General features: G+C 72.2%; 26 protein-coding genes. 17 read left to right on the top strand and 9 right to left on the bottom strand.

Features of this window, described 5'->3' with window-relative positions; all coding sequences use genetic code 11:
- Positions 1-20: 20 nt before the first annotated feature.
- Positions 21-638, bottom strand: a complete 618-nt coding sequence (locus ACFWJ8_RS03135) for a hypothetical protein (protein WP_378808840.1) — start codon at positions 636-638, stop codon at positions 21-23.
- Between the two features lie 212 nt (positions 639-850).
- Here ACFWJ8_RS03135 and ACFWJ8_RS03130 point away from each other — a divergent pair, with 212 nt between their 5' ends.
- Positions 851-1,519 carry a hypothetical protein gene (locus tag ACFWJ8_RS03130; protein ID WP_378808838.1) on the top strand — a complete coding sequence of 223 codons (669 nt, stop codon included), beginning with the start codon at positions 851-853 and terminating at the stop codon, positions 1,517-1,519.
- 46 nt (positions 1,520-1,565) lie between these two features.
- Here the strand turns inward: ACFWJ8_RS03130 and ACFWJ8_RS03125 are convergent, their stop codons facing one another.
- Positions 1,566-1,949: a hypothetical protein gene (locus tag ACFWJ8_RS03125; RefSeq protein WP_378808836.1), complete on the bottom strand. Its 384-nt coding sequence runs from the start codon at positions 1,947-1,949 to the stop codon at positions 1,566-1,568.
- Positions 1,950-2,005: 56 nt separating this feature from the next.
- On the opposite strand from ACFWJ8_RS03125, the gene ACFWJ8_RS03120 reads away from it, so the two are divergent.
- A complete protein-coding gene (locus ACFWJ8_RS03120; protein ID WP_378808833.1) occupies positions 2,006-2,752 on the top strand; it encodes an EI24 domain-containing protein in 747 nt (248 codons plus the stop codon).
- Between the two features lie 2 nt (positions 2,753-2,754).
- The gene (locus tag ACFWJ8_RS03115; RefSeq protein ID WP_378808832.1) at positions 2,755-3,066 is read left to right on the top strand and encodes a hypothetical protein; all 312 of its coding nucleotides are present in this window, start codon (positions 2,755-2,757) and stop codon (positions 3,064-3,066) included.
- Between the two features lie 24 nt (positions 3,067-3,090).
- On the opposite strand, the gene ACFWJ8_RS03110 is transcribed toward ACFWJ8_RS03115, so the two are convergent.
- Positions 3,091-3,741 (bottom strand): TetR/AcrR family transcriptional regulator C-terminal ligand-binding domain-containing protein, encoded by a 651-nt coding sequence (locus tag ACFWJ8_RS03110; RefSeq protein WP_378808829.1) that lies wholly within the window; start codon positions 3,739-3,741, stop codon positions 3,091-3,093.
- Between the two features lie 95 nt (positions 3,742-3,836).
- Here ACFWJ8_RS03110 and ACFWJ8_RS03105 point away from each other — a divergent pair, with 95 nt between their 5' ends.
- The 4 genes from ACFWJ8_RS03105 to ACFWJ8_RS03090 all read left to right on the top strand — a co-directional run bounded on the left by ACFWJ8_RS03105 (position 3,837) and on the right by ACFWJ8_RS03090 (position 8,685).
- Positions 3,837-5,048, top strand: a complete 1,212-nt coding sequence (locus ACFWJ8_RS03105; RefSeq protein WP_378808826.1) for an FAD-dependent monooxygenase — start codon at positions 3,837-3,839, stop codon at positions 5,046-5,048.
- Positions 5,045-5,827 carry a class I SAM-dependent methyltransferase gene (locus ACFWJ8_RS03100; protein ID WP_378808824.1) on the top strand — a complete coding sequence of 261 codons (783 nt, stop codon included), beginning with the start codon at positions 5,045-5,047 and terminating at the stop codon, positions 5,825-5,827. The genes ACFWJ8_RS03105 and ACFWJ8_RS03100 overlap by 4 nt, the downstream gene beginning before the upstream one ends.
- A gap of 80 nt (positions 5,828-5,907) precedes the next feature.
- Complete coding sequence (locus tag ACFWJ8_RS03095; protein ID WP_378808822.1) at positions 5,908-6,858, top strand: 1-phosphofructokinase family hexose kinase; 951 nt, start codon at positions 5,908-5,910, stop codon at positions 6,856-6,858.
- A 99-nt stretch (positions 6,859-6,957) separates the two neighbouring features.
- Positions 6,958-8,685 carry a glycoside hydrolase family 13 protein gene (locus ACFWJ8_RS03090; protein WP_378808820.1) on the top strand — a complete coding sequence of 576 codons (1,728 nt, stop codon included), beginning with the start codon at positions 6,958-6,960 and terminating at the stop codon, positions 8,683-8,685.
- Here the strand turns inward: ACFWJ8_RS03090 and ACFWJ8_RS03085 are convergent.
- Together ACFWJ8_RS03085 and ACFWJ8_RS03080 are read right to left on the bottom strand one after the other, a co-directional pair.
- The gene (locus ACFWJ8_RS03085; protein ID WP_378808818.1) at positions 8,668-9,180 is read right to left on the bottom strand and encodes a GNAT family N-acetyltransferase; all 513 of its coding nucleotides are present in this window, start codon (positions 9,178-9,180) and stop codon (positions 8,668-8,670) included. The genes ACFWJ8_RS03090 and ACFWJ8_RS03085 overlap by 18 nt on opposite strands.
- A gap of 58 nt (positions 9,181-9,238) precedes the next feature.
- Entirely contained in the window at positions 9,239-10,633 is a 1,395-nt protein-coding gene (locus tag ACFWJ8_RS03080; RefSeq protein WP_378808816.1) for a PLP-dependent aminotransferase family protein, read from the bottom strand.
- A gap of 65 nt (positions 10,634-10,698) precedes the next feature.
- Between ACFWJ8_RS03080 and ACFWJ8_RS03075 the strand changes: the two genes are divergently transcribed.
- From ACFWJ8_RS03075 to ACFWJ8_RS03065, 3 genes are all read left to right on the top strand, one after another.
- Positions 10,699-11,652, top strand: coding sequence for a DMT family transporter (locus ACFWJ8_RS03075; protein WP_378808813.1), 954 nt, complete (start codon positions 10,699-10,701; stop codon positions 11,650-11,652).
- 74 nt (positions 11,653-11,726) lie between these two features.
- Positions 11,727-12,293: a dihydrofolate reductase family protein gene (locus ACFWJ8_RS03070; RefSeq protein ID WP_378808810.1), complete on the top strand. Its 567-nt coding sequence runs from the start codon at positions 11,727-11,729 to the stop codon at positions 12,291-12,293.
- Positions 12,294-12,323: 30 nt separating this feature from the next.
- Entirely contained in the window at positions 12,324-13,301 is a 978-nt protein-coding gene (locus tag ACFWJ8_RS03065) for a zinc-binding dehydrogenase (RefSeq protein WP_378808808.1), read from the top strand.
- A 158-nt stretch (positions 13,302-13,459) separates the two neighbouring features.
- On the opposite strand, the gene ACFWJ8_RS03060 is transcribed toward ACFWJ8_RS03065, so the two are convergent.
- The gene (locus tag ACFWJ8_RS03060; protein WP_378808805.1) at positions 13,460-13,852 is read right to left on the bottom strand and encodes a nuclear transport factor 2 family protein; all 393 of its coding nucleotides are present in this window, start codon (positions 13,850-13,852) and stop codon (positions 13,460-13,462) included.
- A gap of 58 nt (positions 13,853-13,910) precedes the next feature.
- Here ACFWJ8_RS03060 and ACFWJ8_RS03055 point away from each other — a divergent pair, with 58 nt between their 5' ends.
- A complete protein-coding gene (locus ACFWJ8_RS03055) occupies positions 13,911-16,061 on the top strand; it encodes an LPXTG cell wall anchor domain-containing protein (protein WP_378808803.1) in 2,151 nt (716 codons plus the stop codon).
- Positions 16,062-16,151: 90 nt separating this feature from the next.
- On the opposite strand, the gene ACFWJ8_RS03050 is transcribed toward ACFWJ8_RS03055, so the two are convergent.
- Positions 16,152-18,380: a transglycosylase domain-containing protein gene (locus ACFWJ8_RS03050; protein ID WP_378808801.1), complete on the bottom strand. Its 2,229-nt coding sequence runs from the start codon at positions 18,378-18,380 to the stop codon at positions 16,152-16,154.
- On the opposite strand from ACFWJ8_RS03050, the gene ACFWJ8_RS03045 reads away from it, so the two are divergent.
- A complete protein-coding gene (locus tag ACFWJ8_RS03045) occupies positions 18,379-18,633 on the top strand; it encodes a hypothetical protein (protein WP_378808798.1) in 255 nt (84 codons plus the stop codon). The genes ACFWJ8_RS03050 and ACFWJ8_RS03045 overlap by 2 nt on opposite strands.
- 200 nt (positions 18,634-18,833) lie before the next feature.
- Positions 18,834-20,063: an amidohydrolase gene (locus tag ACFWJ8_RS03040; RefSeq protein ID WP_378808795.1), complete on the top strand. Its 1,230-nt coding sequence runs from the start codon at positions 18,834-18,836 to the stop codon at positions 20,061-20,063.
- A gap of 139 nt (positions 20,064-20,202) precedes the next feature.
- On the opposite strand, the gene ACFWJ8_RS03035 is transcribed toward ACFWJ8_RS03040, so the two are convergent.
- Positions 20,203-21,111 (bottom strand): LysR family transcriptional regulator, encoded by a 909-nt coding sequence (locus tag ACFWJ8_RS03035; RefSeq protein ID WP_378808792.1) that lies wholly within the window; start codon positions 21,109-21,111, stop codon positions 20,203-20,205.
- 72 nt (positions 21,112-21,183) lie between these two features.
- Between ACFWJ8_RS03035 and ACFWJ8_RS03030 the strand changes: the two genes are divergently transcribed.
- The gene (locus ACFWJ8_RS03030) at positions 21,184-22,149 is read left to right on the top strand and encodes an EamA family transporter (RefSeq protein ID WP_378808789.1); all 966 of its coding nucleotides are present in this window, start codon (positions 21,184-21,186) and stop codon (positions 22,147-22,149) included.
- 6 nt (positions 22,150-22,155) lie between these two features.
- On the opposite strand, the gene ACFWJ8_RS03025 is transcribed toward ACFWJ8_RS03030, so the two are convergent.
- A complete protein-coding gene (locus ACFWJ8_RS03025) occupies positions 22,156-23,412 on the bottom strand; it encodes an MFS transporter (RefSeq protein WP_378808786.1) in 1,257 nt (418 codons plus the stop codon).
- 112 nt (positions 23,413-23,524) lie between these two features.
- Between ACFWJ8_RS03025 and ACFWJ8_RS03020 the strand changes: the two genes are divergently transcribed.
- The 3 genes from ACFWJ8_RS03020 to ACFWJ8_RS03010 all read left to right on the top strand — a co-directional run bounded on the left by ACFWJ8_RS03020 (position 23,525) and on the right by ACFWJ8_RS03010 (position 26,170).
- Positions 23,525-24,196, top strand: coding sequence for a FadR/GntR family transcriptional regulator (locus ACFWJ8_RS03020; protein WP_378808784.1), 672 nt, complete (start codon positions 23,525-23,527; stop codon positions 24,194-24,196).
- 70 nt (positions 24,197-24,266) lie between these two features.
- Positions 24,267-25,514: a sensor histidine kinase gene (locus tag ACFWJ8_RS03015; protein WP_378808782.1), complete on the top strand. Its 1,248-nt coding sequence runs from the start codon at positions 24,267-24,269 to the stop codon at positions 25,512-25,514.
- A complete protein-coding gene (locus ACFWJ8_RS03010; RefSeq protein WP_378808780.1) occupies positions 25,511-26,170 on the top strand; it encodes a response regulator in 660 nt (219 codons plus the stop codon). The genes ACFWJ8_RS03015 and ACFWJ8_RS03010 overlap by 4 nt, the downstream gene beginning before the upstream one ends.
- Positions 26,171-26,189: the final 19 nt, after the last annotated feature.

Below are 26,189 nucleotides of genomic sequence, written 5' to 3'. Positions count from 1 at the left end.
TCCTCCGAGTTCTGACGACGTCAGCCGAGACCCATCGCCGCCAGCACGTCGGACCGGGTGCGGGTGAAGGCCCTCACCCATCCTTCGCTGCCTTCGCCGAAGCTGACGGCGAATGCGGTCGCATCGGCGTCATCGGCGAAGAGCCCTTCGACGGCGGCAGACAGGTCGGCCAGCGGGTCGACCTCTCCGTTCGGATCACCCAGTCCCGGGACGACGTACACATCCACTCTGTGCTGCTCGGCAACTGGCACGGCCGCGACGAGCGCGGCTTCCAGCACGTCCTCCGGCACCGCATACCGCTGGAACCCGTTGTCGATGAGGTCAGGCCTGTCGAGTTCGGTGAGGCCGGTCGGGTCTGCCGGCTCGATGCTCACTTGAACGTGCAGGTTGCACGCGCCTTCGCAGTTGTCGGCGGCCAGCTGGGCGACGGCACGCCAGGCGGGATCGACCGTGCCGACGCGTTCGAGTGCGGGCTGCATCGCGGTCAGCGCGTCGTCGACCTCGGAGCGGCTCGCATTCGCCGGATCGTCGAACGGCGAACGGCTGTCGAGCAGCGGCCCCATGAAGCAACCCGTCGTCATGACGGCAGTGGTCACCGCGATCAGTGCCATCGCGAGGGCCCGGGACGATGTGCGCATACGCTCCGATCGGAAGGTTCCAGCGGTCGGTGGACTTCGCCGACCCACCCTACGGCGAAAGCGCACCACGCACGGGCGGACCGAGCCTGCAGACGGTGTTCCGGTGCGCCATGATCGAGGGGGCGAACCGCCGCCGGCCGGTGCAGAAGCGAGGCCCTGACCTCCGCGCCGATGAGGCTCGCCGACGGGACGCGGAGTGACATGGAGCGCGCATGTATCGGATGATCCTGCCGGAGACCCTGCCCGACGTGGTGGCCGCGGAGGCTGAAGCCGACGCGCGAGCCTTCGAAGCGGATGCCGCCGCCGCACGAACCCGCGCGGACTACGGCAGAGTCTCGCGGTGGCTGTGGGGACTCCTCGGCACGGCCGGCACGGCCATCGCGATGCTTCTCGTCGCGGGCGCCGTGAACATGGCGACCGCCGGCGGCGCCGCCATCGCGTCCGCGCTCTCCGCGAGCATCCTGATCCTCGTCGCGCTCGTTGCGGGCACCCCATCGGGCTGGCTGCTGCTGAGCCTGCATCGCTCGGGTCGCCGGCTCGCGCGGGCCGCCGGGTACTGGGCCGCGCTTCCCCACCTTCAGGGCCTGCGCGCCCCCAGGCGCGGCGACTGGTTCGCCGTGCGGTTCCTCGGATTCTCGGCCGACCTCTTCCTGCGACTGACCACGTCCGCGCTGGCCGGGCTGGTCGCGATCTTCGCCGCATCCGTCGGCGTCCGCAGTGTCGTCATCGCAGCGCCGGCGTGGGAGCTCACGCTATGGCTGGGGTGGGCCGTGCTGTTCGGAACGGTCTGCGTCGGCCAGTTCGGCGGGGTCCAGCGCATTCAGAACGGCCACCTCGCGCGCGATCCGCAGACCGCTTCCAGGGTGACGAGATCGAGGTGATTCGGCGACGGGACACACCGGTGCCCCGTCGCGGCGTCGCCGACGGTCAGCCGGAGACGGCGATCGCTCCCGCCACCAGCATCGCGACCGCCCCGATGAGGACGATCGCCGTCACGACGAGGGCATAGACGAACAGTCCTGCGCTCCTCGCGGACCTCGCGAGGAAGGCGGCGACAAGGGCGATCGCGCCGAACAGGAGCAGCGCGAATCCGAGGATCCACGTGAACACGACGTTGATCATGTTCGAACCCGTGGACCACGCCGATCCCAGCGGCTCTGCGTGGGCGACGGCGACGAGCGCGACCGGGGTGAACACGAGCCCGAACAGCAGCATCACCGACGAGATCACGGCGGACCCCACCTTCTTCGCGCCGTTCGGTGACCGCGGCGGTGCCGCCGGGGGCCAGGGTGCTGCGGGGTCGGTCGTCATCCGCCCAGGGTATCCAGCCGGCTCGCCGGTGCGTCGCGGCGATCTACGCTGGAGCGATGCGCGAGTTCTTTCGGGGGGCGGGGATGCTCGTCCGGGGGTTCGCGTACTGGGGGCGGCGTCCGGGGCTCATGCTGCTCGGTCTGGTGCCGGCGCTCATCGTCGGCCTGCTGCTGCTCGGCGGGCTGATCACGCTCGGTGCCTTCCTCCCGGGCCTGACCGAGGCGCTCACCCCCTTCACCGACGGCTGGCCGTCGGTGTGGGCGACGGTCGTGCGCATCACTATCGGGACCGCCGTGGTCGGCGCGGCGCTCGTACTGGTCGCGATCTCGTTCACCGCGCTGACGCTCCTGCTCGGCGAGCCCTTCTACGAGCGCATCTGGAGGGCGGTCGAGGCGGGCGAGGGCGATGACAGCATCGACGCCCCGTACGGGTTCTGGCGCTCGATCGGCGACGCGCTGTCGCTGTTCGGGCGGGGCGTCTTGATCGCCGTCCTCGCTCTCGCGCTGGGTTTCATCCCCGTCGTGGGAGGAGTGCTGAGCGCGATCGTCGGCGTCACCCTCACCGGGTGGGTCGTCGCCGACGAGCTGAGCTCGCGAGGACTCACCGCGCGCGGGCTGAGCGCCGTCGAACGCCGGAGGCTTCGGCGCGGGCACGCGGCGCGTGTGCTCGGCTTCGGTGTCGCGACGCAGTTGTGCTTCCTCGTCCCGCTGGGGGCCGTCGCGTCGATGCCTGCCGCGGTCGCCGGCTCGACGCTGCTCGCTCGCTCGCTGCTGGAGTCGCATCCCGCCGGAGCGAGGGAGTGACCGTGCCGGACAGGCCAGAGATCGTCTGCATCTGCGGCTCGACCCGGTTCGCCGACGAGATGCGCGAGGCGAACCGCGTGCTGACGTTCGCCGGGATCATCGTCCTGGCGCCGGGCGTGTTCGCCCACGCGACCGCCGAGCCGATCACCGATGAGCAGAAGACCGCGCTGGATGCCCTGCACCTCCGCAAGATCGACCTCGCCGATCGCGTGCTGGTCGTCAACCCCGGCGGATACATCGGCGAGTCCACGAGACGAGAGATCGCGTACGCCGAGGCCACCGGCAAGCCGGTCTCGTTCACGCATCCCGCCTGACCGGGCCTGTGTCGGCGGGCCGACTCAGCGGCGGCCTCGCCGACGGTGCTCCTCCACGGCGATGACGTTGTCGACGAGCTGGGCGGCCGCGGCATCCACATCCTCCGGCAGTGCGCCGAGCATGGTGCCGAGCGAGACGGGGGCGATGAGGAGACTGAGCAGGTCCATCGGAGTGAGCCGGGTCGCCCCGCCCGCGTCGAGCATGCGCTGGAACTGCTCCATGCGGGGCTCGACGAGGCTCGGCAGGGCGGCGGCGCCGACGTCGGGGTTCTCGGCTGCAGCCGCCAGGGCGTGCAGGAAGCTGAGTCCGCCCGGGCGTGTGGCGTCGCCGATGAGCTGCGTCGTGTACGCCGTGAGGTCGGCTCGCAGGTCGCCGGTGACGGGGATGGGCGACCGCTCGTTCACATCGGCGAGGGCCACGTCGATCAGCAACGCCTCAGGAGTGCGCCAGCGCCGGTAGATGGTGGCGGCGTGGACGCCGGAGCGTTCGGCGACGGAGGGGATGCCGGGCATCGCCTCGCCCGTCTCGGCGATCAGCTCGCGCACCGCCGCCAGCACCGCTGTGCGCGTGCGCGCGGTGCGCCCGCCCGGCCGGGTCGTGCCCACGGCCTGCAGCGCCGATCCGTCGGGGGATGCCTCAGGGTTCGGGCCGGCGGAGGGCGCGGGTGTATCCATGGCTCGAGTCTAACGCGAAGCATGTTGCGCGAAGCGGAGAGAAGGTCTACCGTGCATAACGCGAAGCAATTCGCGTGAACAGGAAGAGGATGCACATGTCACGGGTGCTCATCGTGGGCGCGGGCATCGGCGGGGATGCGCTCGCCGTCATGCTCGACCGGCAGGGCTGGGACGTCACCGTCGTCGAGATCGCACCGGCGCTGCGATCCGGCGGCCAGACCGTCGACCTGCGCGGCGACAGCGGCGGGGTGCTGGCCGACCTCGGCCTGCTCGACGAGTGCCGCGCGCAACTGGTCGATCAGCGAGGTCTCGCGTGGATCGATGCGACGGGGCGCCACCTCGTCGAGATGCCGGTCGAGGCCTTCGGCGGCGCCGGGTTCGTGTCGACCGAGGAACTGCTGCGCACCGACCTCGCGCGCACCCTGCACTCCGCGTCGGGTCCGCGCACCGTGCACCGGTTCGGCGACACCGTCACCGACCTCTCGCCGCACGAGGGCGGCGTCACGGTCGCGTTCCGTCAACACGCCCCCGAGGAGTTCGACCTCGTCGTCGGAGCCGATGGCGCACACTCGCGCGTGCGGGCGCTGGTGTTCGGGCCGGAGGAACGGTTCCGTCGCCCGCTCGGTCTCGCACATGCGTGGTTCACGCTGCGCGAGGAGCCGGGCACGCCAGGAGTCGACGGCTGGTTCCTCATGCACAACGCCGTCGGCGCCCGCGTGGTCGAGGCACGGCCGGGGCATCCCGGCGAGCAGGAAGTGGGATTCACGTTCCCCGCCGACGCGCTGCCGGCGCGCGACGACCGGGCGGCGCGGTTCGCGCTGCTCGACGAGATGTTCGCCGACACCGGCTGGCGCACCCGAGAGCTGCTCGCGGCAGCCCGGCGTGCGGAGGACTTCGCCCTCGACACGTACGACCAGGTCGTCATGGACACCTGGCACGACGGCCGCATCGTGCTGCTCGGCGACAGCGCGTGGTGCGCCAGTCCGCTCAGCGGACTCGGCACCGCGCTTGCATTGCAGGGCGCCGCGTCGCTCGCCCGCGTGCTCGGCGACCATACGCCGCAGCGGATGGATGCCGCACTCGCCGCGTACGAGGCATCCATGCGCCCGCGGGCCGAGGCCGCGCAGCGGATGTATCCGGGCCGGGTGCGGTCGTTCGCCCCTCGCACGCGCCGTGGCATCCGCATGATGCTGCTGGTGATGCGTGTGCTGCAGACGCGACCCGTCGCCGCGGTGATCGGCCGGCTGATCGCGGGGTACGGCCGCGCCGAAGCCGAGAGCGCCCCCGCCCCTACAGTGGTGACATGACCCGTCGCCTCGATGGCAGCGCCGGCGACGCCGACTACGGCGCGATCGGCGCGGGGTACACGACCTACCGGCAGCCCGATCGGCGGATCCTCGCTGCGATCGTCGAGGCGTTCGGCGGGGCGCGGACGATCGTGAACGTCGGCGCCGGCGCGGGGTCGTACGAGCCGGTGGATCGCGAGGTCACCCCGGTCGAGCCGAGCGCCTCGATGCGCGCGCAGCGCCCCTCGGCCCTCGCTCCGGCGGTCGATGCGACGGCAGAGGCGCTGCCGTTTCCCGACGCGTCGTTCGACGCGGCGCTCGCGTCGTTCACGGTGCACCAGTGGGCAGACCTCGAGGCGGGGCTGGGCGAGCTGCGCCGGGTCACGCGAGGCCCGGTCGTGGTGCTGACGTGCGACCCCGCGGCACTCGACCGGTTCTGGCTGGCGGAGTACGCGCCGGAGGTGATCGCGACCGAGGCGTCGCGGTACCCGACGCCTGCCCGGATCGCCGCGGCGCTCGGCGGCCGGGTCGAGGTCGTGCCCGTCCCCATCCCGCTCGACTGCACGGACGGGTTCGGCGAGGCGTACTACGGTCGCCCCGAAGCGCTGCTGGACGCCGGCGCCCGGCGCGCCAACTCGGCCTGGAGCTTCGTCGGACCCGACGTGGAGGAGCGCTTCGTCCGGGCGCTCGCCGCCGACCTGGCGAGCGGGACCTGGGACGCGCGGTGGGGTGCCCTGCGCTCCACCCCCGAGTTCGACGGGTCGCTGCGGCTGATCGTCGCTCAGCCGCAGCCGAGGTAGGTGCCGGCCTTCTCAGGTTCGCGCAACTCGCCCGCACAGGAGGGGGCGCGGAAGGCGGCATCCCCTCGTAGTCTGTGGCCATGGCTCTCGCGCACTCGCCGATCCTGACCGTCACGCCCAACCCCGCGCTCGATGTGTCGACGTCGACACCGCGCGTCATGCGCGAGAGCAAGATGCGCTGCGGGCCGACGCGGCTCGATCCGGGCGGTGGCGGCGTCAACGTCTCGCGGGTCGTGCGCAACCTCGGCGGGCGCTCGCTGGCCGTCTACACGGCAGGCGGCCCGACCGGGCAGGCCTACCGGCAGCTGCTCGATCGCGAGGGCATCGCCAGTCGCATGGTGGGGATCGCGGATGCCACCCGCGAAGGCTTCACCGTCGACGAGACGCTCACGGGCGAGCAGTTCCGGTTCGTGCTGCAGGGGCCCGACCTGTCCGAGCCGGAGTGGCGTGCGCTGCTGTCGGCGGTCGCGGACGACTTCCCGGTCGGAGGGTACGTCGTGAACAGCGGCAGTCTGCCGCAGGGCGTGCCGGCCGACCTGTACGCGCAGATCGCCCGTGTCGCCCGCGACCACGACACCCGGTGCGTCGTCGACACATCGGGAGAGGCGCTCCAGGCCGCCCTCGACGAAGGCGTCTACCTCATCAAGCCCAGCAAGCGCGAGCTGCGCGAGCTGGTCGGCGCCCCCGAGTCCGACGAGATCGGACTCATCGAGGCTGCCCGCGAGCTCGTCGGCCGCGGCTCGTGCGAGGTCGTCGCGCTCACGCTCGGCGGCGCCGGCGCGGTGCTCGTCACCGCCGAGGGCGCGCTGCGCCTGCCCACTCCCCAGGTCGAGGTGCAGAGCACCGTCGGCGCGGGTGACAGCTTTCTCGGCGCCCTCGTGCTGCGGCTCGCACAGGGTCGCTCGCTGGTCGACGCGTTCGTCTCGGGCGTCGCGGCCGGCTCCGCGACGTCGTCGCTGCCCGCAACAGACCTGTGCCGTGCCGAGGACGTCGAGCGGCTGGAGCAGGGCCTCGAGCCCACGCCCGTGTGACGGAGGGGACGCCGACGCGCAGCGCCGTCAGTGCCGTCGAGGGCTGACCCGTCGGCATCCGCCCACTCCTCCTCCGGCACGCACTCGAAAGGACCCTTCGTGACGAACACCCCCGACCTCGCCCTCGACACCCGCCCCGCCGGAGATGCCGCACCGTGGTGGCGTCAGGCCGTCGTCTACCAGATCTATCCGCGCAGCTTCGCCGATGCGAACGGCGACGGGATCGGCGACCTGCCCGGCATCACGTCGCGCATCGACTACTTGAGCGAGCTCGGCATCGACGCGGTGTGGCTGAGCCCGTTCTACCCGTCGGCGCTCGCCGACGGCGGGTACGACGTCGCCGACTACCGCGACGTCGACCCGCGCCTGGGCAGCCTCGAGGACTTCGACCGGATGCTGGCGGCCCTGCACGAGCACGGCATCAAGGTCGTCGTCGACATCGTGCCCAACCACACGTCCGACCAGCACGTCTGGTTCCAGGAGGCGCTGGCCGCCGGGCGCGGATCGGCCGCGCGCGAGCGGTACATCTTCCGCGAGGGCAGCGGGCCGGACGGCGCCGAGCCGCCCACGGACTGGCTGTCGGTGTTCGGCGGATCGGCGTGGGAGCGTGTCACCGAGCCCGACGGCTCGCCCGGGCAGTGGTACCTGCACAACTTCGCGAAGGAGCAGCCCGACCTCGACTGGGACCACCCCGAGGTGCACGAGGATTTCCTCACCACGCTGCGCTTCTGGTCGGACCGTGGGGTCGACGGATTCCGGATCGACGTCGCGCACATGCTCACGAAGGACCTCACCGAACCCCTCCCCTCGCGTGATCAGCTGGCGCTGATCCCGCAGGACGGCAACCATCCGCTCATCGACCGCGACGACGTGCACGAGATCTACGCCGAGTGGCGCGCGGTGTTCGACTCGTACGACCCGCCGCGCACCGCCGTAGCCGAGGCGTGGGTGCACCCGACGCGCATCCACCTGTATGCGCGGCCGGAGAGCCTCGGGCAGGCGTTCAACTTCGACCTGCTGGTCGCGGACTTCGACGCCGGACAGTTCCGTCGCATCATCTCCGACAACCTCGCGCTGGCCGCGCAGTCCGGTTCGTCGAGCACGTGGGTGCTGTCCAACCACGACGTCGTGCGCCACGCGACCCGCTACGGCCTGCCGAACACGGCGGACGCCGACGGCAGGCGGCACGACGACGAGCGCCCCGGCGGCGCGTGGCTGCTCTCGGGCGGCACGGAGCCCCCGCTCGACCGCGCGAAGGGTCGGCGTCGCGCCTCGGCTGCGACGCTGTTCCTGCTCGGCCTGCCGGGATCGACGTACCTGTACCAGGGCGAGGAGCTCGGGCTGCACGAGGTCGTCGAGATCGAGGCATCCGCCCGTCAGGATCCGACGTTCTTCCGTACGGCGGGAGCCGAGATCGGACGGGATGGATGCCGCGTCCCGCTGCCCTGGCGTGCCGACGGCGCCGCGTTCGGGTTCGGGTCCGACGGATCCCATCTGCCGCAGCCCGAATGGTTCGGCCGCCACGCCGTCGATGTCGAGGAGGCCGATCCGGACTCGACGCTGGCGCTGTACCGCCGGGCGCTGCTGCTGCGGCACGAGCTGCAGACGGACGAGCGCCTGGAGTGGCTGGAGACGGGCCGAGCCGACGTGCTCGCCTTCGCCCGTCCCAACGGATGGCGGGTGGTGACGAACTTCGGCGTCGCACCGTACCCGCTCGACGAGGGCGAGGTCGTCCTGGCCAGCGGTGACACGCCCGCCGGGGTCGTCGCCGGCGAGACGACGGTGTGGCTCGCGCCGGCCCGGTCTCGTTCAGCCGACGGGGAGTAGGTCGACCACCCACGCGTGGCACGTGATCGGGACGCCCTTCGGATATTCGAAGGGCACCGGTCCCGTGTTCGTCATGCCCGCCTTCGCGCAGATGCGGTTCGAGGGGCCGTTGTCGATCCGCGGGAAGGCGTAGAGCAGGCGGCGATCGACGGTCGCGCGCGTACGGGCATCCTCGATGCACAGGGCCAGCGCTGCGGCGCCGTGGCCACGCCCCTGGAATGCCGGGTGCACGGACCAGCCGGCTTCGAAGACCGGCGTATCGTCGTGCAGTCGCGGCCAGTACCCGACCGATCCGATCGGCTCACCGTCGGCCAGGATCGCGAAGAACCACGTCTCGTCGTTGGCCCAGCCGTCGAGGATCACCTGGTGTCGTCGCTCCACCTTGTCGGCGGTCTCGGGGCCGCCGAGATAGACCGTCATCTCGGGCGCGTTGTTGGCGACGAGGATGCCGAGGTCGGCATCCGTCCACGGGCGGAGCGTGATGATCGAGGTCACGCTGACACGCTACGCCGGAGCGCCGACAACACGAGCGGCGGTGCTGTCGGGTCCTGACTCACGCGGGCGGCGAGGCTCGCAGCGCGGACGCGATGCGGACGGATGCGGCGGCCAGCACGTGCTCCGGCTGCCCGCCGTAGTGCAGGACGAGACCGGAGCGCGGTGCTGCGTCGGCGTACAACTGCGACAGCGGCTGCACCGCGACTCCCTCCGCGGCGAGTCGCGCGGCGAGCTCCACGTCGTCGGCGTCCGCGGCGTCGACGAGGAGGTGCAGTCCCGCGGCGACACCGCCGATCCGCATGTCAGGCAGGCCGGCGCGCAGTCCGGCCACGAGCGCGTCGCGGCGACGACGGTGCCGGACCCGGACGGTCCGCAGGTGCCGCTCGATCACGCCGCGGCGCAGCAGCAGGGCCAGTGCGAGCTGCGGGATCGCCGGTGGTCCCAGGTCGGTCGCCCGCCGGAGGTCGAGCAACTCGGCGTGCAGCCCCGCGGGCGGGACGAGCCAGCCCATCCGGAGCGCGGGAGCCAGCGTCTTGGACAGGCTCGAGGTGTACGCGACCCGTCCGGGTTCGGCGGGCTGGAGCGCGCGCACCGGGCGGCGGTCGTAGCGGTGCTCGGCGTCGTAGTCGTCCTCGACGATCAGGCCGTCGACCGTGCGAGCCCAGCCGAGCAGCCCGCGGCGGCGCTCGGGCGCGAGCACGACGCCGGTCGGGTACTGATGCGCGGGAGTCACGACGGCGGTGCGCGCACCGGTCGTCGCCAGGGCATCGACCTGGATCCCGTCCTCGTCGACCGCGACGCCGTCGAGGTGCGGCATCCATCGCCTGAGCAGGAGGCGCGAGCCGGCGGCACCGGGATCCTCCAGCGCCACCGAGCGCTCGCCGCGGGCCGCGAGCACCTGCGCGAGCAGACTGAGCGAACCCGCGACGCCGCCGGTGACGAGGATGAGGTCGGGGTGCGCCACAACCCCGCGCGAACGCGCGAGCCACTCGGCCAGGGCGGTGCGCAGCTCGGGCGCGCCCGCGGGGTCGGGGTACCCGAGCTGTGCGACGGTCGCGGCCTCCAGCACCTCGCGCTCGGCCCGCAGCCACGCGGCGCGGGGGAAGGCGGTCACGTCGGGCACGCCGTGCGCGAGATCGATGAACGGCGCGGCGGTCGGGCATGCGGAGGTCGCGGGGTTCATTCCGTCCGCGGCATGCATCGTCTCGGGTCGCGCCGCGACCCGGATTCCGCGACGCGGTTCGGCGACGAGCAAGGTCTCCTCGACCAGGCGCTGGTACGCCTCGACGACCGTGCCCCGGGCGCAGCCGAGGTCCACGGCGAGGGCACGACTGGCCGGCACGTATGAGCCGACAGCGAGCGTGCCATCGGTGATCGCGGCACGCAGCCGAGCAGTCAACCAGTCCGCGCGTCGCACCCGCGGCGCATCTCCGGGGTCGAGTCCGAGGATCACTGGACCAGATTATCGACCCCTCGGTGGCCCTGGTCAGTGAACCAGACCGACGCCACGTTGGAGGCATGCGCACCAAGCCCGCCGCTCTCAGCGGCATCCTCGCCATGGCCCTCACGGGCAGCAGCGTCGCCGTGATCGGCGCGACCGGCGCCCTGCCTTCGTTCTCGCTGCAGGCCGCCCGCTATGCGCTCGCCGCGACCGTCGTCGCGGCGGCACTGGGGTGGCGCGTAGGCCGCACCGGCGCCGGTCTGCCACGACCGGCGCTCGCCGACGTCGGGTGGGCGGTCGCGGGGGCCGCGGTGGGACTCGTCGGGTTCAACCTCGTGATGCTGGTCGGCGTCCGCCACGCAGAGCCCGCCGTGCTCGGCTCGGCGGTCGCCTGCATACCGCTCGTGCTCGCCGTCGCGGGGCCGCTGGCGGCCGGACGAGCGCCCTCGGGGCGGCTCGTGGTGGGCGGGCTCGTCGTGTCGGCGGGCGCTGTGCTCGTCACCGGGTGGGGTCGCACCGACGCGGTCGGCGTGCTGTGCGCGGTCGGGCTCGTCGTGTGCGAGGCGGCGTTCACGCTGTGCGCCGGGCGCGGCGCCGCCCGTCTCGGCTCCGTGGCCTACACCCTGTGGACGTGCATCGTCGCGGCCGCCGCGTTCGGCGCACTCGCCGTCGTGGTCGAGCGGCCGGACGCTGCCGCGCTGCTGCGGAGCATCGTGCCGGTCCTCTACCTCGGCCTCGCCGTCACCGCCGCCGCGTTCGTGCTGTGGTTCGCCGCGGTCGCCCGGCTCGGCGCCGACCGCGCCGGGCTGTGCGCGGGGGCCGCGGCGCCGGCATCCGTCCTCACCGCGATGCTGCTGGGCGCACCAGCGCCGGCACCGCTCGTAGGGGCGGGCCTGATGCTGATCGTCGCGGGCCTCGTCATCGGCTTCCGCTGGACCGCCGCGAGGTCCGACGAGTCCGCCGCGCCCACGTTCGATGAACGACGCCCGTCGCCCCGGGCCGGGGTTATGCGCCGCCGGACACCGGCCTAGGCTCGGGCGCGAGGCAGCCGCACGACCGAGGTTCCCACGCGAGAGGCGGGGAACCGCCCGCGAAGGAGGCTCGGATGCAGACCTTGACGATCGACTTCATCATGTCGCTCGACGGCTACGGCGCCGCGGAGGGATGGCCGGGCTGGTGGGGCCTCGAAGGTCCCGACTACCTGGGCTGGCTGGAGCAACTGCCCGACCAGGACGCGCCGATCCTCATGGGGGCGACCACCTACCGGGTGATGTCCGAGCTCACGGCCGGAGGCGAAGAGGGCACCGACGTGCTCGACGACGTGCAGAAGTACGTGTTCTCGTCGACGCTCGAAGACCCGTTGACGTGGCAGAACTCCACCCTCGTGCGCGAGGATGCGGCCGTGTTCGTCCGGCGGCTCAAGGAGGAGTCCGACCGCCCGCTGCGCACACTCGGCAGCGTGTCGCTGTGCCGGTCGCTGCTGACGGCGGGGCTCGTCGACCGCTATCGCGTCGTGGTGTTCCCCGTGATCACGGGCGCGACCGGGCAGGAGCGCATCTTCGACGGCTACCCCGACGTGCGGCTCGACCTCGTCGAGGCGCGCACGTTCGACCGCCGCAGCCAGCTGCTGGAGTACGTGCCGACGGTGCTCGACCGGCCGCCGCTCGGCTGACCGCCCAGCCGCGGAGCGTAGGCTCTGCCCGTGCGTGCGATCGTCCATCACGAGTTCGGCGACCCGGCCCAGGTGCTCGGCGTCGAAGACCTGCCCCTCCCCGAGCCCGGACCCCGCGAGGTGCGCCTGCGCATCCTGCTGGCTCCCATCCACAACCACGACCTGTGGACCATCCGCGGCACCTACGGCTACAAACCCGAGCTGCCCGCCCGGACCGGCACCGAGGCGGTCGGCATCGTCGATGCGATCGGCGACGAGGTCGAGGGCATCGCCGTGGGTCAGCGCGTGGCCACCGGCGGCACGTTCGGCGTGTGGGCGGAGTACGCGATCGCCAAGGCCGGCGCCGTCGTGCCGGTGCCCGACGGCATCCCCGACGAGGTCGCGGCCCAGCTCATCTCGATGCCCTTCAGCGCGATCTCGCTCGTCGACTTCCTCGGGGTGGGCGAGGGCGACGTCATCGTCCAGAACACGGCCAACGGCACGGTGGGGCGCCTCGTGGCCCAGATCGGCGCGAGCCGCGGCATCCACGTCATCGGCATCGTGAGAAGAGAGGCGGATGCCGCAGAGCTGGCCGCCGCCGGCATCCCGGACGTCGTCGCCACCGCCGATGCGGGCTGGCGCGAACGGGCGCTCGAGCTCGCCGGCGGCCGGCCCATCCGCGCCGCCGTGGACTCGGTCGGCGGCTCCGCGTCGGGCGATCTGCTGCACCTGCTGGGCGAGGGCGGCACGCTCGTGTCGTTCGGCGCCATGGCGTCGGACCGCATGGAGCTGTCGTCGGGCGACCTGATCTTCAAGCAGGCGATCGTCAAGGGCTTCTGGGGCAGCAAGGTGTCGGCGGCGATGCCGTCCGAGACGCGGCAGGCGCTGTTCGGCGAGCTGTTCCAGCTGGTCGGCAGCGGCCGGCTGACCCTCCCGGTCGACAGCATCCACTCGTTCGACGACGTGCGCGCCGCGGTCGAGGCGGGCGCGCGCCCCGGCCGCGTGGGCAAGGTGCTGCTGCGCCCCTGAGCCCGTGCTCCGGGTGCCGCGACACGCGGGTTCGCGGTGGTGGATGCCGCGTGTCGTGCCACCCGAACGCCTCGGGGACGGACCCGAGGGCTTAGGTCCGGTCGGCGCCGAGCTCGACTCGAAGTCCCGAGTCCGTGCTCGGGATCCTCTGACCCGTCTCAGCCGGGCTGGACGCCGCTGACCGCCCCCGCGTCGGCCACGAGATACGTGCCGCCCCCGCTGACGACGAGACCGTCGGCGCCGAGGCGCAGCACCTCGTTGACCAGTCCGCCGGTGTGGTTCCGGTAGTTGATGACGATCAGGTCGACGCCGGTGTAGACGTCGACGACCTCGAACCGCAGGTCGGGGATGCGCTCGATGCCGACCGCCCAGTAGGCGCGGATCGCCGCCTTGCCGCGCAGCACGCCTTCCGATTCGGGCAGCAGCTGGGCGGCGACCGGTGACGAGAATTCCGCGTCATCGGCGAAGTGCGCGAGCACGCCGTCGAGATCGTGGGCGTTCCATGCGTCGACCCATTGCTGCGCGAACCGGCGTGCTTCGGTGATCTCCACCTCCTCACCGTAACGGGGGACGTGGGCTAGCGTGGTGGCACCGGATGCAGGAGGACCCGTGCGTGCATCTCTGAAGCTCGTCGTCGTGTCGGCGGCTGTCGCAGCCCTCGTGAGCGGCGGCACCGTGACCGCTGTCGCTGCGCCGCCGCCGGCGGATCCGTTCCCCGTGGAGGAGCCGTTCGCGGGCTCGTTCACGAGCGACCAGTGGGTGCTGCCCGACGACGCGAACAACGCCACGGAGCTGCTCCCGACGGGACTGCGGCTGACGAACGCCGTCACCGGCGGCACCGGCAACGCGACCCTCGCGCAGCCGTTCCGCTCCGATGTCGCGTTCCACGCCGAATTCGACTACCAGGCGTTCGGCGGCGGCAATCCCGGTGACGCCTTCACGTTCTTCCTCATGGACGGCGCGCAGGCCCCCAATCTGGGCATCGGCGGCGGCGCCGCCGGCTACGCGGGCATGCAGGGCGGGTACGTCGCCGTCGGGTTCGACAACGCCGGCAACTTCAGCGCCGACAACTTCGCCCCGTTCAACGTCGGCGCCCCGAACCACGTCGTGCTGCGCGGCGGCGCGGCGACGCCGAACGCGCCGCAATGGCCCGTGCTCGCCATCGAGCCCGCGACCATCCAGACCGACGGCGTGACGCCGCGGCACGTCGCGGTCACCGTCGCGCCGTCCGGCGCCGACAGCATCCTGCTGACGGTCGTGGTCGACGGGGCGACGCTGTTCGACGCCGTCGACGTGCGCACGATCGCCCCCGCGGCGGATGCGGGCGCCGGCATCCCGGCCCGTCTGCAGCCGGCGCGGCCGGCCACGTTCGCGCTCGGCTTCTCGGCCGGGACCGGCGGCGCGACCGACAACTACGACATCACGAACCTCGTCGCCACGGCGGCCGCAGACCTGGCGATCACGAAGACCGGCCCGGCGAGCGTCGAGCCCGGCACGACGGGCACGTGGACAATCGTCGTCGCGAACGACGACACCAATCCCGTCGAGGGGGCGACCGTGACCGACTCCGGGCTGCCGGCGGGGATGACGGATGCCGCGTGGACCTGCACCGCGACCGCCGGGGTCTGCCCCGCCGACGCCGGCATCGGCTCTGGTCCGTGGGCCGTCGACCTCGAGCGCGGCGGCACCGCGACCTTCGTCGTGACCGGCACGGTCCCCGATGCGTCGGCGGGCTCGACGATCGTGAACACGGCGAACGTCGCCGCCCCTGCGGACCGCACCGAGACGGATCTCGCCGACAACACCTCCGTGTCGACGACGATCGTGCCGGCCTTCCCGGACCTCGCGGTCTCGACCGCGCTCTCGACACCGGCGCCGCTCATGTACGGGCAGAGCGCGACCTGGTCGGTCGACGTCGAGAACATCGGCGCCGGCGACGCGCCCGGTTCGACCGTCGCGATCGCCCTCCCGGCCATCCTGGACCCGGCGAGCGTGACCGCGCCGCCCGGATGCACCCTCACCGGCTCGACGCTCACGTGCGTGCTCGGCGACCTCATCGCGGGCGCGGCGACGCAGCTGACCGTCACCGGTGACGCGACCGCGGATCTCGCCGTCTGCACCGACGAGACCGCGACCCTCACGGCCGACGCGGCGACCACACGGCGCGAGCTCGTCGTCGCCAACAACTCGGCCACGGTCTCGACGCCCTGCGTCGTGCCGGTCGACCTCGCGATCGCGAAGGCCGCGAACACGGGCGTCACCGTGGGCGGCACCGTCGTGTGGACGGTGACCGTCTCGAACGCCGGCCCCGTCGCGGCACCGCAGACCGCGATCTCGGACGCGCTGCCGGCATCGGCGGAGTGGACCTGCACCGTTTCGGACGGCTCGGCCTGCGACGCCGCCGCGGGCACGGGCCCCGTCGACGTGACGGCCACGATCCCCTCCGACGGCTCCGCGACCGTCGTGGCGCGGGTGCCTGCCTCCGCCGCAGGCACGGTCACGAACACCGCGTCGCTCACGGCGTGCGACGCCTGCGTCGACGCGTCGACCGACGACGACACCGCCACGGCGACCGCAGTGATCTCCGCAGTCCCCGACGGCGGAGGCTCCGACGGCGGCGGTTCCGACGGCGGCGGCTCGGACGCCGGACTCCCTGCGACCGGGGGCACGGCGTCCGTCGTGCCCGTCGTGCTCGCCGGGCTGCTGCTCGCACTCGGCGCAGGGCTGATCGCTCTGCGGCGCCGAGCCGCGCGGGGCTGACGAGCGCCGGATGACGGCATCCCACCCGCAACGCCCATCGCGGGCAGGCTGACGCGCACCTCCTCGCCCGCGTCCGCGGAGATCACCGCGTCAGCCGTTGCCGCGACCGTTCCCGCCGTTGCCGTTGCCGTTGCCGTTGCCGTTGCCCGGATCGGTCGTCGTGTCATCGGGCGGAGGGGCCGGGGTGGTGGATGGCGGCTTGGCCCGGCCACGACTCACCAGCTCCGGGGGCGGCTCGGGGAAGCCTCCGCCGGGGTAGAGCTGATCGGCCGTGAGCTGGATGTCCTTGACCAGCGGCAATCGGATGGCCGACAGCAGCCGGCCGTTGAACGAGGTGTGGAACAGGTCGCCGAAGCCGTCGGTGTTGCCGACCCACGCCGCCGTGGTGACGCGGGTGTTCGACTGGACGAACCAGGTCTGGTACTGCTCGTGCGTGCCGGTCTTGCCGATCGTCGGCGTGCCGTCGCCCGGGTTGCCGGCGGCGCCCGTCCCTCCCGCGCGGGTGACTCCCTGCAGCGCGAAGTCGGCCGCGGCGGCCACCCCGGGGCTGACGGCCTGGGTGCAGCGGTCGCCAGGCACGGGGAGCTCGGTGCCGTCGGCATCCACCACTCGTTCGATCGCGCGGGGGATGCAGTAGACGCCGTTGTTCGCGATCGCGGCGTAGGCGGCGGCCAGCGCGACCGGCGCGATGTTGTTCGTGCCGATGATCGCCGCCGCGCCGTCGATGTCGACGGGCGTCCCGTCGCCGCGGGTCACGCCCAGGCGCGCCGCGACGTCCTCGATGTCGCAGAGGTCGAGCTGCTCGGCCATGCCGAGGTAGCCGCTGTTCAACGACTGCGCGGTGAACTGCATCGGCGTGCCGGTGTACCCCTTCACGCCCCCGAAGTTGCGGACGATGTGCTTCTCGCGATTGATCCACGCGCCCTCGCACCGGTCGGCCAGCCGCGGGATCAGCCGCAGGCTGCCGTTGACGCTCTGGTAGAGCGAATGGCCCTTCTCGAGCCAGTCCACCAGGGTGAACAGCTTGAAGGTCGACCCGGTCGGAAAGCCCTTCGACACCCCGTGCACCAGGTCCCCCGCGTAGACGAGGGAGGTGTACGCCGGGCTGGAGGCGACGAGATCGCGGTCTTCGCTGAAGACGTTGTTCTGGCTGATCGCGAGAATGCGTCCTGTTGCGGCTTCAATGCTGACGGTCGCCGCGCCGAAGTTCATGCCCGCCACCGTCTGCGGGGCGTACCGCTGCATCGCGTCCTGCGACACGTTCTGCAGCTGCCAGTCCAATGTCGTGTAGATGTTCAGGCCGTCCCGGGTGAGGGAGCGCTGCCGGTCCTGCGGCGTCTCGCCGAACGCGCTCGCGTAGTCGGGGTCGTTGCGCACCGTGTACACCACGTACTGGCAGAAGAAGGGCGCCGAGGTCGCCGCGCAGCCGACGAGGGCGGGCTGCAGCACCGGCACGATGGGCTCGACGGCCGCGGCGACGTACTGCTCCTCCGTGATGCGCCCGTCCTCCCGCATCCGGTCGAGCACGTAGAGCTGCCGCCCTTTCGTCGCGCTGTAGGCGTCCCCGGCCGCGAGATACTGCTCCGGTGTGATCGTCCCCTTGGCCAGGAGCGTGTCCAGGGCCGCCAGCGTGCCGGGGTTGACATCGTCGACGGAGCCGTCTGCGGCCTTGTTGAAGGCAGTCCCGTCCGGGCCTGGGATCGAGCCGTTCGGCCGGTCGATGCGGAAGGTGTTGGGGTTCTGCACGATCCCCGCCAGCGTGGCCGCCTGCCCGAGGGTGAGGCCGGCCGCGGTGGTGCTGAAGTAGTAGCGCGCCGCCGCCTCGATGCCGTAGGTCGTGCCCCCGAAGTTGGCGATGTTGAGGTAGCCCAGCAGGATGTCGTTCTTCGAGTACTTCTGCTCGACCGCGACGGCGTACCGGATCTCCTGCAGCTTGCGCTGGTAGCCGTCGACCCCGCTCGCATCGGTGGCGTCGAGCCAGCACGCGCGCAGCGCCTCGTCGCGTGTCTGCGTGTCCGTGGCGACGGCGTCGCGCTCGCAGCGCTGCACCAGCACGTTCTTGACGTACTGCTGACTGATCGAGGAGCCGCCCTGGGTGACTCCTCCCTGGACATTGCGGATGAGCGCGCGCGTCGTGCCCAGGATGTCGATGCCGCCGTGCTCGTAGAAGCGCGGGTCCTCCGATGCCAGGATCGCGTCGTACATGACGACCGACACCTCGTCGAACGCCACCGGGACGCGGTTCTGGTCGTAGAAGGACGTGAGCTCGACGTCCTTCCCGCTCGCGGGGTCGCGGGCGAAGATCGTCGTCGGAAGCATGAGCCTGTCGATCTCGAGGGAACTCGGCAGGCTGTCGAACAGAGAGGCGGCGGTGCTTGCGGCGCTCCCCGAGATCGCGATGGCCGGGGCCAGCGGAGCCACGATCAGCACGCCGGCGATTCCACTGAGCGCCAGCAGCCCGACGATGCCGCCGAGCACCCCGGCGGCGGTGCGCCGGGATCGCGGTATTGACGCGAACGGCGAAGAAACCTCTGATTTCGGCTTCACAGCGACCTACCTGCGCCAAGGATGACAGACGCCTCGGCAAACCGCGAGAGGTGGTTTCGCCGGCATACGCCGAGAACATGCAGCATGCGCAGGAGTCCCTCGATGCCGAGCTGAGTGGAGCAGCTGTCGGACCCGGGCGGGTGGACGCACTTCCCCTCGAAGGGCATTCCGCGCGCGAACAGAGCACGGAAGGGCGCCGGCGGGGGCAGGCGTAGGTTGGAGAGCATGGCTCGCATCCTCGCCGTCACCGGCGGCTACGTCGTCCCTGTCAGCTCCGACCCCATCGAGAACGGCACCGTGATCGTCACCGATGGCCGGATCACCGCCGTCGGCGGGTCCGACACCGTGGTGCCCGACGGCGCCGAGGTCGTCGACGCGACCGGCAGCTGGGTCGTCCCCGGCTTCGTCGAATCGCACGGGCACATCGGCGTGCACGAGGAGGGCGAGGGCTGGTCGGGCAACGACACCAACGAGATGACCGACCCCAACGGTTCGCGGTTCCGTGCGATCGACGGCATCGACATCGAGGAGGAGGGCTTCCGCGACGCCCTCCGCGGCGGCGTCACGACGGCCGTCATCAAGCCTGGGTCCGGCAACCCGATTGGCGGTCGTACGGTCGCGATCAAGACGTGGGGCGGCCGCACGGTCGACGAGCAGATCCTCGCCGCCAACGTGTCGGTCAAGTCGGCCCTCGGCGAGAACCCCAAGCGCGTGTGGGGCGACAAGGGCAAGACGCCGCAGACGCGCCTGGGTGTGGCATCCGTCCTCCGCGACGCGTTCGCGGCCGCGCAGGCCTACGCCGAGAAGCGGGACGCCGCGGCAGAGAAGGGCGAGCCCTTCGAGCGCGACCTGGGCAAGGAGACGCTCGCGGCTGTGCTCGCGGGCGACCTGCTGTGGGACCAGCACTGCCATCGCCACGACGACATCGCCACGGCGATCCGCATCGCCGACGAGTTCGGCTACACGCTCGTCGTCAACCACGGCACCGAGGCGCACAAGATCGCCGACGTGCTCGCCGAGAAGCAGATCCCGGTGATCTTCGGGCCCCTGCTGACCTCGCGCTCGAAGGTCGAGCTGCGCGACCGCGCGATCGGCAACCTCGCCCTCATCGCCGAGGCGGGCGTCAAGGTCGCGATCACAACGGACCACCCGGTGGTGCCGATCGACCAGATCCGCCTGCAGGCGATCCTCGCGGTGCGCGACGGGCTCCCCGCGACGACCGCGCTCGAGGCGCTCACCGCGAACCCTGCCGACATCCTGCGTCTGAACGAGCGCGTCGGCGCCCTCGAGGTCGGCCGCGACGGCGACGTCGTGGTGTGGTCGGGCGACCCGCTCGCGGTCGACTCGCGCGTCCAGCGCGTGTTCATCGAAGGCCGACCGGTCTACGAGCCCGCCGACGGCGGCTCGCGCGTCGTCGAGCGCTGGGAGCGCTTCGGCCGCACCGCCTGGAACTGAACTCAGCCACCCGGCCGTTGAGCGGAGGGCGCTCTGGCGCCCGAAGACGAAACGCATCCCGGCACGACGTTGCTCGTGCGCTCGGGGCGTTTCGTCTTCGCTCGTTCCTCGCTTCGCGCAACGAGCGGGAACGCTGGCCTCACATGTCGCGGGCGTGTTCCACGAACGCGTCGAGCGTCGTGCGCAGCGCGGGGGAATCCCCCTGCGACCGGCGGTGCACGGCGAGGACGTCACGCGTCGAGGCGGGCGCGACGGTGGGGATCGCGACGAGGTCGGGGCCGAGGTCGCCGCGGCCGAGGCGGGGCACGAGGGCGACCGCGAGGCCGGCACGGGCGAGCTCGAGGTGGTTCTGGAACTCCATCGACTCGTGAACGATGCGCGGCGCGTTCGGGACGCCGTCGAAGAGCCGTCGCAGCCACTGGCGGCAGATGGTGGCCTCGAAGGTGGCGGCCCAGCGCTCGCCGGCGAGCTCTTCGGGGCGCAGCTCGGCACGGTCGGCGAGCGGGTGGTCGCGAGGCAGGATCACGTCGGCGACGTCGGTGAACAGGGGTGTCGAGACGAGGTCGTCGGGCATCGCGAGGGCCACTCCTCCCCAGCGGTGCACGATGCCGAGGTCGCGCTGGCCCGAGGCGACCAGGGCGATCGTCTCCCACGGCTCGCTCTCACGCAGTGGCAGCGCGAGATCGGGGTGCCGCTCGGCGAGGTCGCTCAGCACGGGGATGACGAGTCCGCGGACGACGGTCGAGAAGGCGGCGACGCGGATCTCGCCCACGACCCGGTCGGGCCCGGCGGCGAGCTGGAGGTCGGCCCGCAGGCGCTCGAGGTCGGCGAGGATCGGCGTGGAGGCGACGACCAGCCGTGTGCCCGCCTCGGTGAGGATGACGCCGCGCCCGGCTCGCTCCAGGAGCGCGATGCCCGTCTCGCGCTCGAGCCGCTTGACCTGCTGCGAGACAGCCGACGGGGTGTAGCCGAGGCTCGTCGCGGCGGCGACCACGCTGCCCTGGGTCGCGACCGCGCGGAGCGACAGCACCGCTTCGAGATCGATCATGAAGCAAATCTACAAGATTCCATGAGAAAAGGGTTGCTTGTGCTTCATTCACTCTCGCGGTGAAGTGGAGGCATGCAGAGACGTGACATGGTGCTGGCGGCGACCGTGGCGGCCTTGTGGGGCTTCAACTTCGTCGTCATCGACTGGGGCATGGTCGGCGTGCCCCCGCTGCTGTTCGTGGCGATCCGGTTCTCGGTCGTGGCGCTCGCCGCCTTCGTCGTGCCCCGACCCCGCACCTCGTGGCGCACCGTCGTCGGTGTGGGGCTGTTCATGAGCCTCGGCCAGTTCGGGCTGCTGTACACGTCGATGGCACTCGGTCTGCAGCCGGGCCTCGCGGCACTCGTGCTCCAGGCGCAGGCGGTGTTCACGATCCTCACCGCCGCCGCCGTCCTGCGCGAGCGGCCGACGGTCCCCCAGATCATCGGCGTCGGCCTCGGCATCGTCGGGCTCGCGATCGTCGCCGCCGGCCGCGGCGGCGACGCCCCGGCGCTCGCGGTGGCCCTGGCGCTCGCCGCCGCGTTCTCGTGGGGCATCGGCAACGTCATCTCGCGCCGCGCCGGGGCGGTGAGCGGTGCGGGCAGGCTCGGCTCGCTGTCGCTCACGGTGTGGTCGGCGATCGTCGTGCCGGTCCCCGCCCTCGCGCTGTCGTTCGCGGTCGAGGGGTCCGACGCGATCATCGCGGGGATCGCCGCCTTCGGCTGGCACTCCGCGCTGTCGACGCTGTACACCGCGGTGCTGTGCACGATCGTCGGCTATTCGATCTGGAACGGCCTTCTGGCGCGCAACCCCTCGGCCGCCGTCGTGCCCTGGGTGCTGCTCGCGCCCGTCGTCGCCATGGCCTCCGCCGCCCTGCTGCTCGGGCAGATCCCGGCGCCGGCCGAGATCGTCGGCGGCGTGCTGCTCGTCGGGGGCGTGCTGGTCACGGGGCTGCGCTTCCGTCGGCGTGAGGCGACCCCGCCGGCGCCGGTCACCGAAGCTCTGGCCGTCGTGCCGGCGCCCGCCGCCTCCGCCGCGACGGCCACCCCGCGGCGGAGCTGAGCGGCGTCACGTGCGGGACGGGGATGCCTCTACCTCAGACCCTGCCGGGGCCGCGGCATCCCTTTCCGGCGTGAGGTCGGTACGCTCGCGGACGAACAGCGCGCACACGAACGCCGCGGCGATGACACCGGCCAGCACGACGAACACGGCGCGCGGGTCGACGGCGTCGGCGAGCACGCCCAGCACCGGCGTGAGCAGTCCGCCGAGCGCCGTCGCCATGCCGAGCGTCACGCCGCTCGCGGTGCCGAGGTGGCGCGGCAGGTACGCGTGCGACAGCGTCACGTGCAGCGCGAAGGGCAGGAACAGCGCCCCACCGAGCAGGCCCGCCAGCACGACCGCGGCGGCCTCGGTCGGAGCGAACAGATAGCCGATCGCGGCGGCCGTTGCCAGCGCGTAGCCGAGCACGATCACCCGTGTGCGCCCGAACCGGTCGGCGAAGAAGCCGCCGACGAGCGTGCCGAGCGCCGCGGCCAGCGAGAAGACGGTCAGGGCGAGGTTGCCGACGCCGGTCGTGGTGCCGAACCGGGCGATGACGTCGAGAGCGACGAACGAGCGCGCCCCGACGTACGCGACCGACCACAGACTGACGATCAGCAGCAGCCACGCGAACCGCCCCCACAGGTCGCGGGGAGGGCGGATGGATGCCGCCGCAGGCGCGCCCGCGTCTACCGGGCCCGTCCGGGTGGGGGTGAGCGCCGCACGGCGGTTGAGCACGAGGTAGACCGCCGCGATCGCGATCGTGGGGATGAGTAGGAGCGGTGTCGCCTGCAGTCCCAGCACCCCCACCGTGAGACCGACGCCGATCGGCGCGATCGCTGCGCCCACGTTGCCGGCGACCGAGAAGATGCTCATGGCGCGGTTGGTGCCGCCACCGGCCTCCTTCGCGGCGACCGTCGCGGCCGGGTGGTACGCCGCGACGCCGAGACCCGACAGCGCGAAGACGATCCAGGTGAGCCAGTAGTTCGCCGAGGTGAGGCCGGCCACGGCGATGCCGAGCGCGGCGACGGCGAGGCCCACCACGATGAGCGGCCGCAGCGCGAAGCGGTCGGTGAGCCAGCCGAAGACGGGTTGGAAGATGCTCGACAGCGAGGTCGCCGCGAGGGTCAGCCCGGCGACGGCCGCGTAGTCGTACCGCTGCTCGAGCATGAAGTACGGGAGCAGGGCGGCCGCGGCGCCGGTCTGCAAGTCGTTCATCAGATGCGTGCCGACGAGCGACCAGAACAGGGCTCGCCGTGGTAGGGCGACGGGTGGTGCGGAAGTCATGGCGGATACCTTACTCCTCAGACAAGTTGATAAGTCAAGTAAGCGGAGCGCGGTGTCGGAGTAGGCTGTGGACGGGTTGGCACACCACCCGTCCGACAACCGGAGGTTGACAATGGCCGCGATCGTCCACCGGGCGCCGCTCGCTGCGCAGGCCGCCGAGATCCTGCTGGGCCGCATCCGCGCGGGCGAGTTCGCGCTCGGGCAGCGCCTGCCGGGAGAAACGACCCTGGCCGCCCAGCTGGGCGTCGGGCGCTCGACGATCCGCGAGGCCGTGCGCGAGCTCGCGGGCAAAGGCGTGCTCGACTCGCGCCAGGGGGCAGGCGTGTTCGTCACCGCCCTCGACGTCGCCGACGACTGGGACACCGTGCTGCGCCGCGCCTCCATCACCACCGTCATCGAGGCGCGCATCGCGATCGAGGCCGAGGCCGCCGCGCTCGCGGCCGAGCGGCGCAGCCCCGCGCAGCTTCGGGCGCTGCGTGCCGCGCTCGCCGCCCGCGCGGCCGCCGACCCGGCACCTGAACCGCACGTCGACGTCGACATGGCGCTGCACCGGCTGATCGTCGTCGCATCGGGCAACGAGGTGCTCGTCGAGCTCTTCGACGGATTCGTGCCCCGCGTGCGAACGGCGATGGTCGACATGCTCAAGATCCGCCCGACCGCCTCGCACGAGGCGGACCACGCCGCCCACGCCGCGGTCGTCGACGCCATCGCGGCGCGTGACGCGCGCGCGGCGGCCGAGCTCAGCCGCGCCCACCTGAACACCCTGAAGTTCGCGTTCGCGTGACCGCCGGCATCCCGAAGCGTCCGCAGCGTCGCGCGGGGATCTGCACGCCGTCACAGGGCACACTGGAGCCATGACCGGCAGCGAGGGAGCCAAGCCCGGGATCAGCGACCCGCGGCCACGCATCCCGCACGTCGTCTCGGATCTGATCGTCGCGGCGATCGTGCTGCTGGTCACCTTCGCGCCGTCGCCGGGCGACGCCTATGCGCCGCCCGAGCCGCTGACCATCGTGCTGGCTGTCGTCGCCGCGGCGGTGCTTCCGGTGCGGCGGCGCCTTCCGATCCCCACACTGGCCGCCGTCGTCGTGCTGTTCGGCCTCGACCTGTTCACCGGGATGCCGAGTCCCGGGCTCGCCTTCGCGGTCGCGGTCGGGATGTTCGGTGTGACGAACCGGCTGTCGCGCGGCACGGGATTCGTCGCCACCGCGATCACGGTGGTGGTCGTCGTGGGGCTGAGCCTCATCGCCACGATCTGGACCGGCTGGGATCCACGTGTCATCCAGTTCGGGCTCACCGTCGTCATCGGCGCGGCCGTGGGCGATGCGAACCGCTCCCGGCGCGACTTCATCGCCGCGATGACCGAGCGCGCCGAGCGTGCCGAGCAGACGCGCGAGGCCGAGGCCCAGCGCCGGGTGAGCGAGGAGCGCCTGCGGATCGCCCGCGACCTGCACGACGCCGTCGCGCACCAGATCTCGGTGATCAGCCTCAATGCCGGCGTCGCGTCGTCGGCGATCGACACCCGGCCGGACCGGGCGAAGGAGGCGCTGGCCACGATCCGCAGCGCCGCGCGCACGGTCCTCGGCGAGATCGGCACGCTGCTGGAGGTGCTCCGGGCGACCGACGAGGGCACCGACGGCGAACCCGGCCGCGCGGCGCCGCCGCAGCCGACGCTCGAACAGCTGGACGAGCTCGTGCAGACCTTCGGCGCCTCCGGGCTGGACGTCACCGTCCGCACCGAGGGTGACCTCGCCGGCGTGCCCGGTGCGCAGAGCCGGGTCGCCTACCGCGTGATGCAGGAGGCGCTGACCAACGCCCACAAGCACGGCGCCGAGCATCGTGCGCACGTGCTGGTCACCGTCGAGCCCGACGTCCTCACGGTGGTCGTGACCAATCCCGTCGCCGACCTTCCCGGCGCCGCCGCGCCCGGTTCCCGGCTGGGGCTCACCGGCCTGCGGGAACGGGTGGCGAGCGTCCGCGGCACGGTCGAGACCGGACCGGCGACGGGCGGCTGGCGGCTGGTCGCCCGGCTGCCGCTGACCGATCCCGCTGCTGCGCCGGCCGCCGCGCCGCCGGCTGCGCCGCGAGGGGAGGCCCCCGCATGACCACCGTGCTCGTCGTCGACGATCAGGCTCTCATCCGGCAGGCGGTGCGCGACATCCTCGGCGCAGCGGACGACCTCGAGGTGGTCGGCGAGGCGGTGAACGGTCGCGACGCCGTCGCGCAGGCCGGAGCGACCCATCCCGATGTCGTCCTCATGGACATCCGCATGCCCGAACTCGACGGCATCGCGGCGACCGCCGAGATCTGCGCCGACCCGGCCCTCGCCGACACCCGGGTGCTGATCCTCACGACGTTCGAAGAGGACGAGTACGTCGTCGCGGCGCTGCGCGCCGGGGCGAGCGGATTCATCGGCAAGGGCTCCGAGCCGGACGACATCGTGCGCGCGGTGCGGGCCGTGCACGCCGGCGACGCGCTGCTGTCGCCGACCGCGACGCGATCGCTCATCTCGCGGTATCTCCGGCCCGAGCCCGCTCCCGCCGACCGTACCGCCCTGGAGCACCTCACCGAGCGCGAACTCGAAGTGCTCGTGCTGGTGGCGCGCGGGCGCTCGAACGACGAGATCGCCGCCGAGCTGTTCATCTCGCCGCACACCGCCAAGACGCACGTGAACCGCATCATGACGAAGCTGCAGGTGCACGACCGCGCGCAGCTCGTGATCGTGGCGTACGAGACGGGACTGCTCACCCCCGGCACGTGACCCCAGGAAATACCGCGGA

This window comes from Microbacterium sp. NPDC058389 (genome assembly GCF_042722305.1).
Taxonomy (GTDB): domain Bacteria; phylum Actinomycetota; class Actinomycetes; order Actinomycetales; family Microbacteriaceae; genus Microbacterium.
The sequence above is the reverse complement of the archived record's forward strand: the minus strand, read 5'-3'. Positions and strand labels throughout refer to the sequence as shown.

Excerpts from the sequence above, each read along its gene's own strand:
- ACFWJ8_RS03030 (WP_378808789.1), top strand. The coding sequence starts at position 21,184 with ATGCAGAGACGTGACATGGTGCTGGCGGCGACCGTGGCGGCCTTGTGG.
- ACFWJ8_RS03120 (WP_378808833.1), top strand. The coding sequence starts at position 2,006 with ATGCGCGAGTTCTTTCGGGGGGCGGGGATGCTCGTCCGGGGGTTCGCG.
- ACFWJ8_RS03110 (WP_378808829.1), bottom strand. The coding sequence starts at position 3,741 with ATGGATACACCCGCGCCCTCCGCCGGCCCGAACCCTGAGGCATCCCCC.
- ACFWJ8_RS03100 (WP_378808824.1), top strand. The coding sequence starts at position 5,045 with ATGACCCGTCGCCTCGATGGCAGCGCCGGCGACGCCGACTACGGCGCG.
- ACFWJ8_RS03040 (WP_378808795.1), top strand. The coding sequence starts at position 18,834 with ATGGCTCGCATCCTCGCCGTCACCGGCGGCTACGTCGTCCCTGTCAGC.
- ACFWJ8_RS03045 (WP_378808798.1), top strand. The coding sequence starts at position 18,379 with ATGAGCCTGTCGATCTCGAGGGAACTCGGCAGGCTGTCGAACAGAGAG.
- ACFWJ8_RS03015 (WP_378808782.1), top strand. The coding sequence starts at position 24,267 with ATGACCGGCAGCGAGGGAGCCAAGCCCGGGATCAGCGACCCGCGGCCA.
- ACFWJ8_RS03070 (WP_378808810.1), top strand. The coding sequence starts at position 11,727 with ATGCAGACCTTGACGATCGACTTCATCATGTCGCTCGACGGCTACGGC.
- ACFWJ8_RS03130 (WP_378808838.1), top strand. The coding sequence starts at position 851 with ATGTATCGGATGATCCTGCCGGAGACCCTGCCCGACGTGGTGGCCGCG.
- ACFWJ8_RS03125 (WP_378808836.1), bottom strand. The coding sequence starts at position 1,949 with ATGACGACCGACCCCGCAGCACCCTGGCCCCCGGCGGCACCGCCGCGG.
- ACFWJ8_RS03025 (WP_378808786.1), bottom strand. The coding sequence starts at position 23,412 with ATGACTTCCGCACCACCCGTCGCCCTACCACGGCGAGCCCTGTTCTGG.
- ACFWJ8_RS03135 (WP_378808840.1), bottom strand. The coding sequence starts at position 638 with ATGCGCACATCGTCCCGGGCCCTCGCGATGGCACTGATCGCGGTGACC.
- ACFWJ8_RS03020 (WP_378808784.1), top strand. The coding sequence starts at position 23,525 with ATGGCCGCGATCGTCCACCGGGCGCCGCTCGCTGCGCAGGCCGCCGAG.
- ACFWJ8_RS03050 (WP_378808801.1), bottom strand. The coding sequence starts at position 18,380 with ATGCTTCCGACGACGATCTTCGCCCGCGACCCCGCGAGCGGGAAGGAC.
- ACFWJ8_RS03010 (WP_378808780.1), top strand. The coding sequence starts at position 25,511 with ATGACCACCGTGCTCGTCGTCGACGATCAGGCTCTCATCCGGCAGGCG.
- ACFWJ8_RS03105 (WP_378808826.1), top strand. The coding sequence starts at position 3,837 with ATGTCACGGGTGCTCATCGTGGGCGCGGGCATCGGCGGGGATGCGCTC.
- ACFWJ8_RS03095 (WP_378808822.1), top strand. The coding sequence starts at position 5,908 with ATGGCTCTCGCGCACTCGCCGATCCTGACCGTCACGCCCAACCCCGCG.
- ACFWJ8_RS03075 (WP_378808813.1), top strand. The coding sequence starts at position 10,699 with ATGCGCACCAAGCCCGCCGCTCTCAGCGGCATCCTCGCCATGGCCCTC.
- ACFWJ8_RS03035 (WP_378808792.1), bottom strand. The coding sequence starts at position 21,111 with ATGATCGATCTCGAAGCGGTGCTGTCGCTCCGCGCGGTCGCGACCCAG.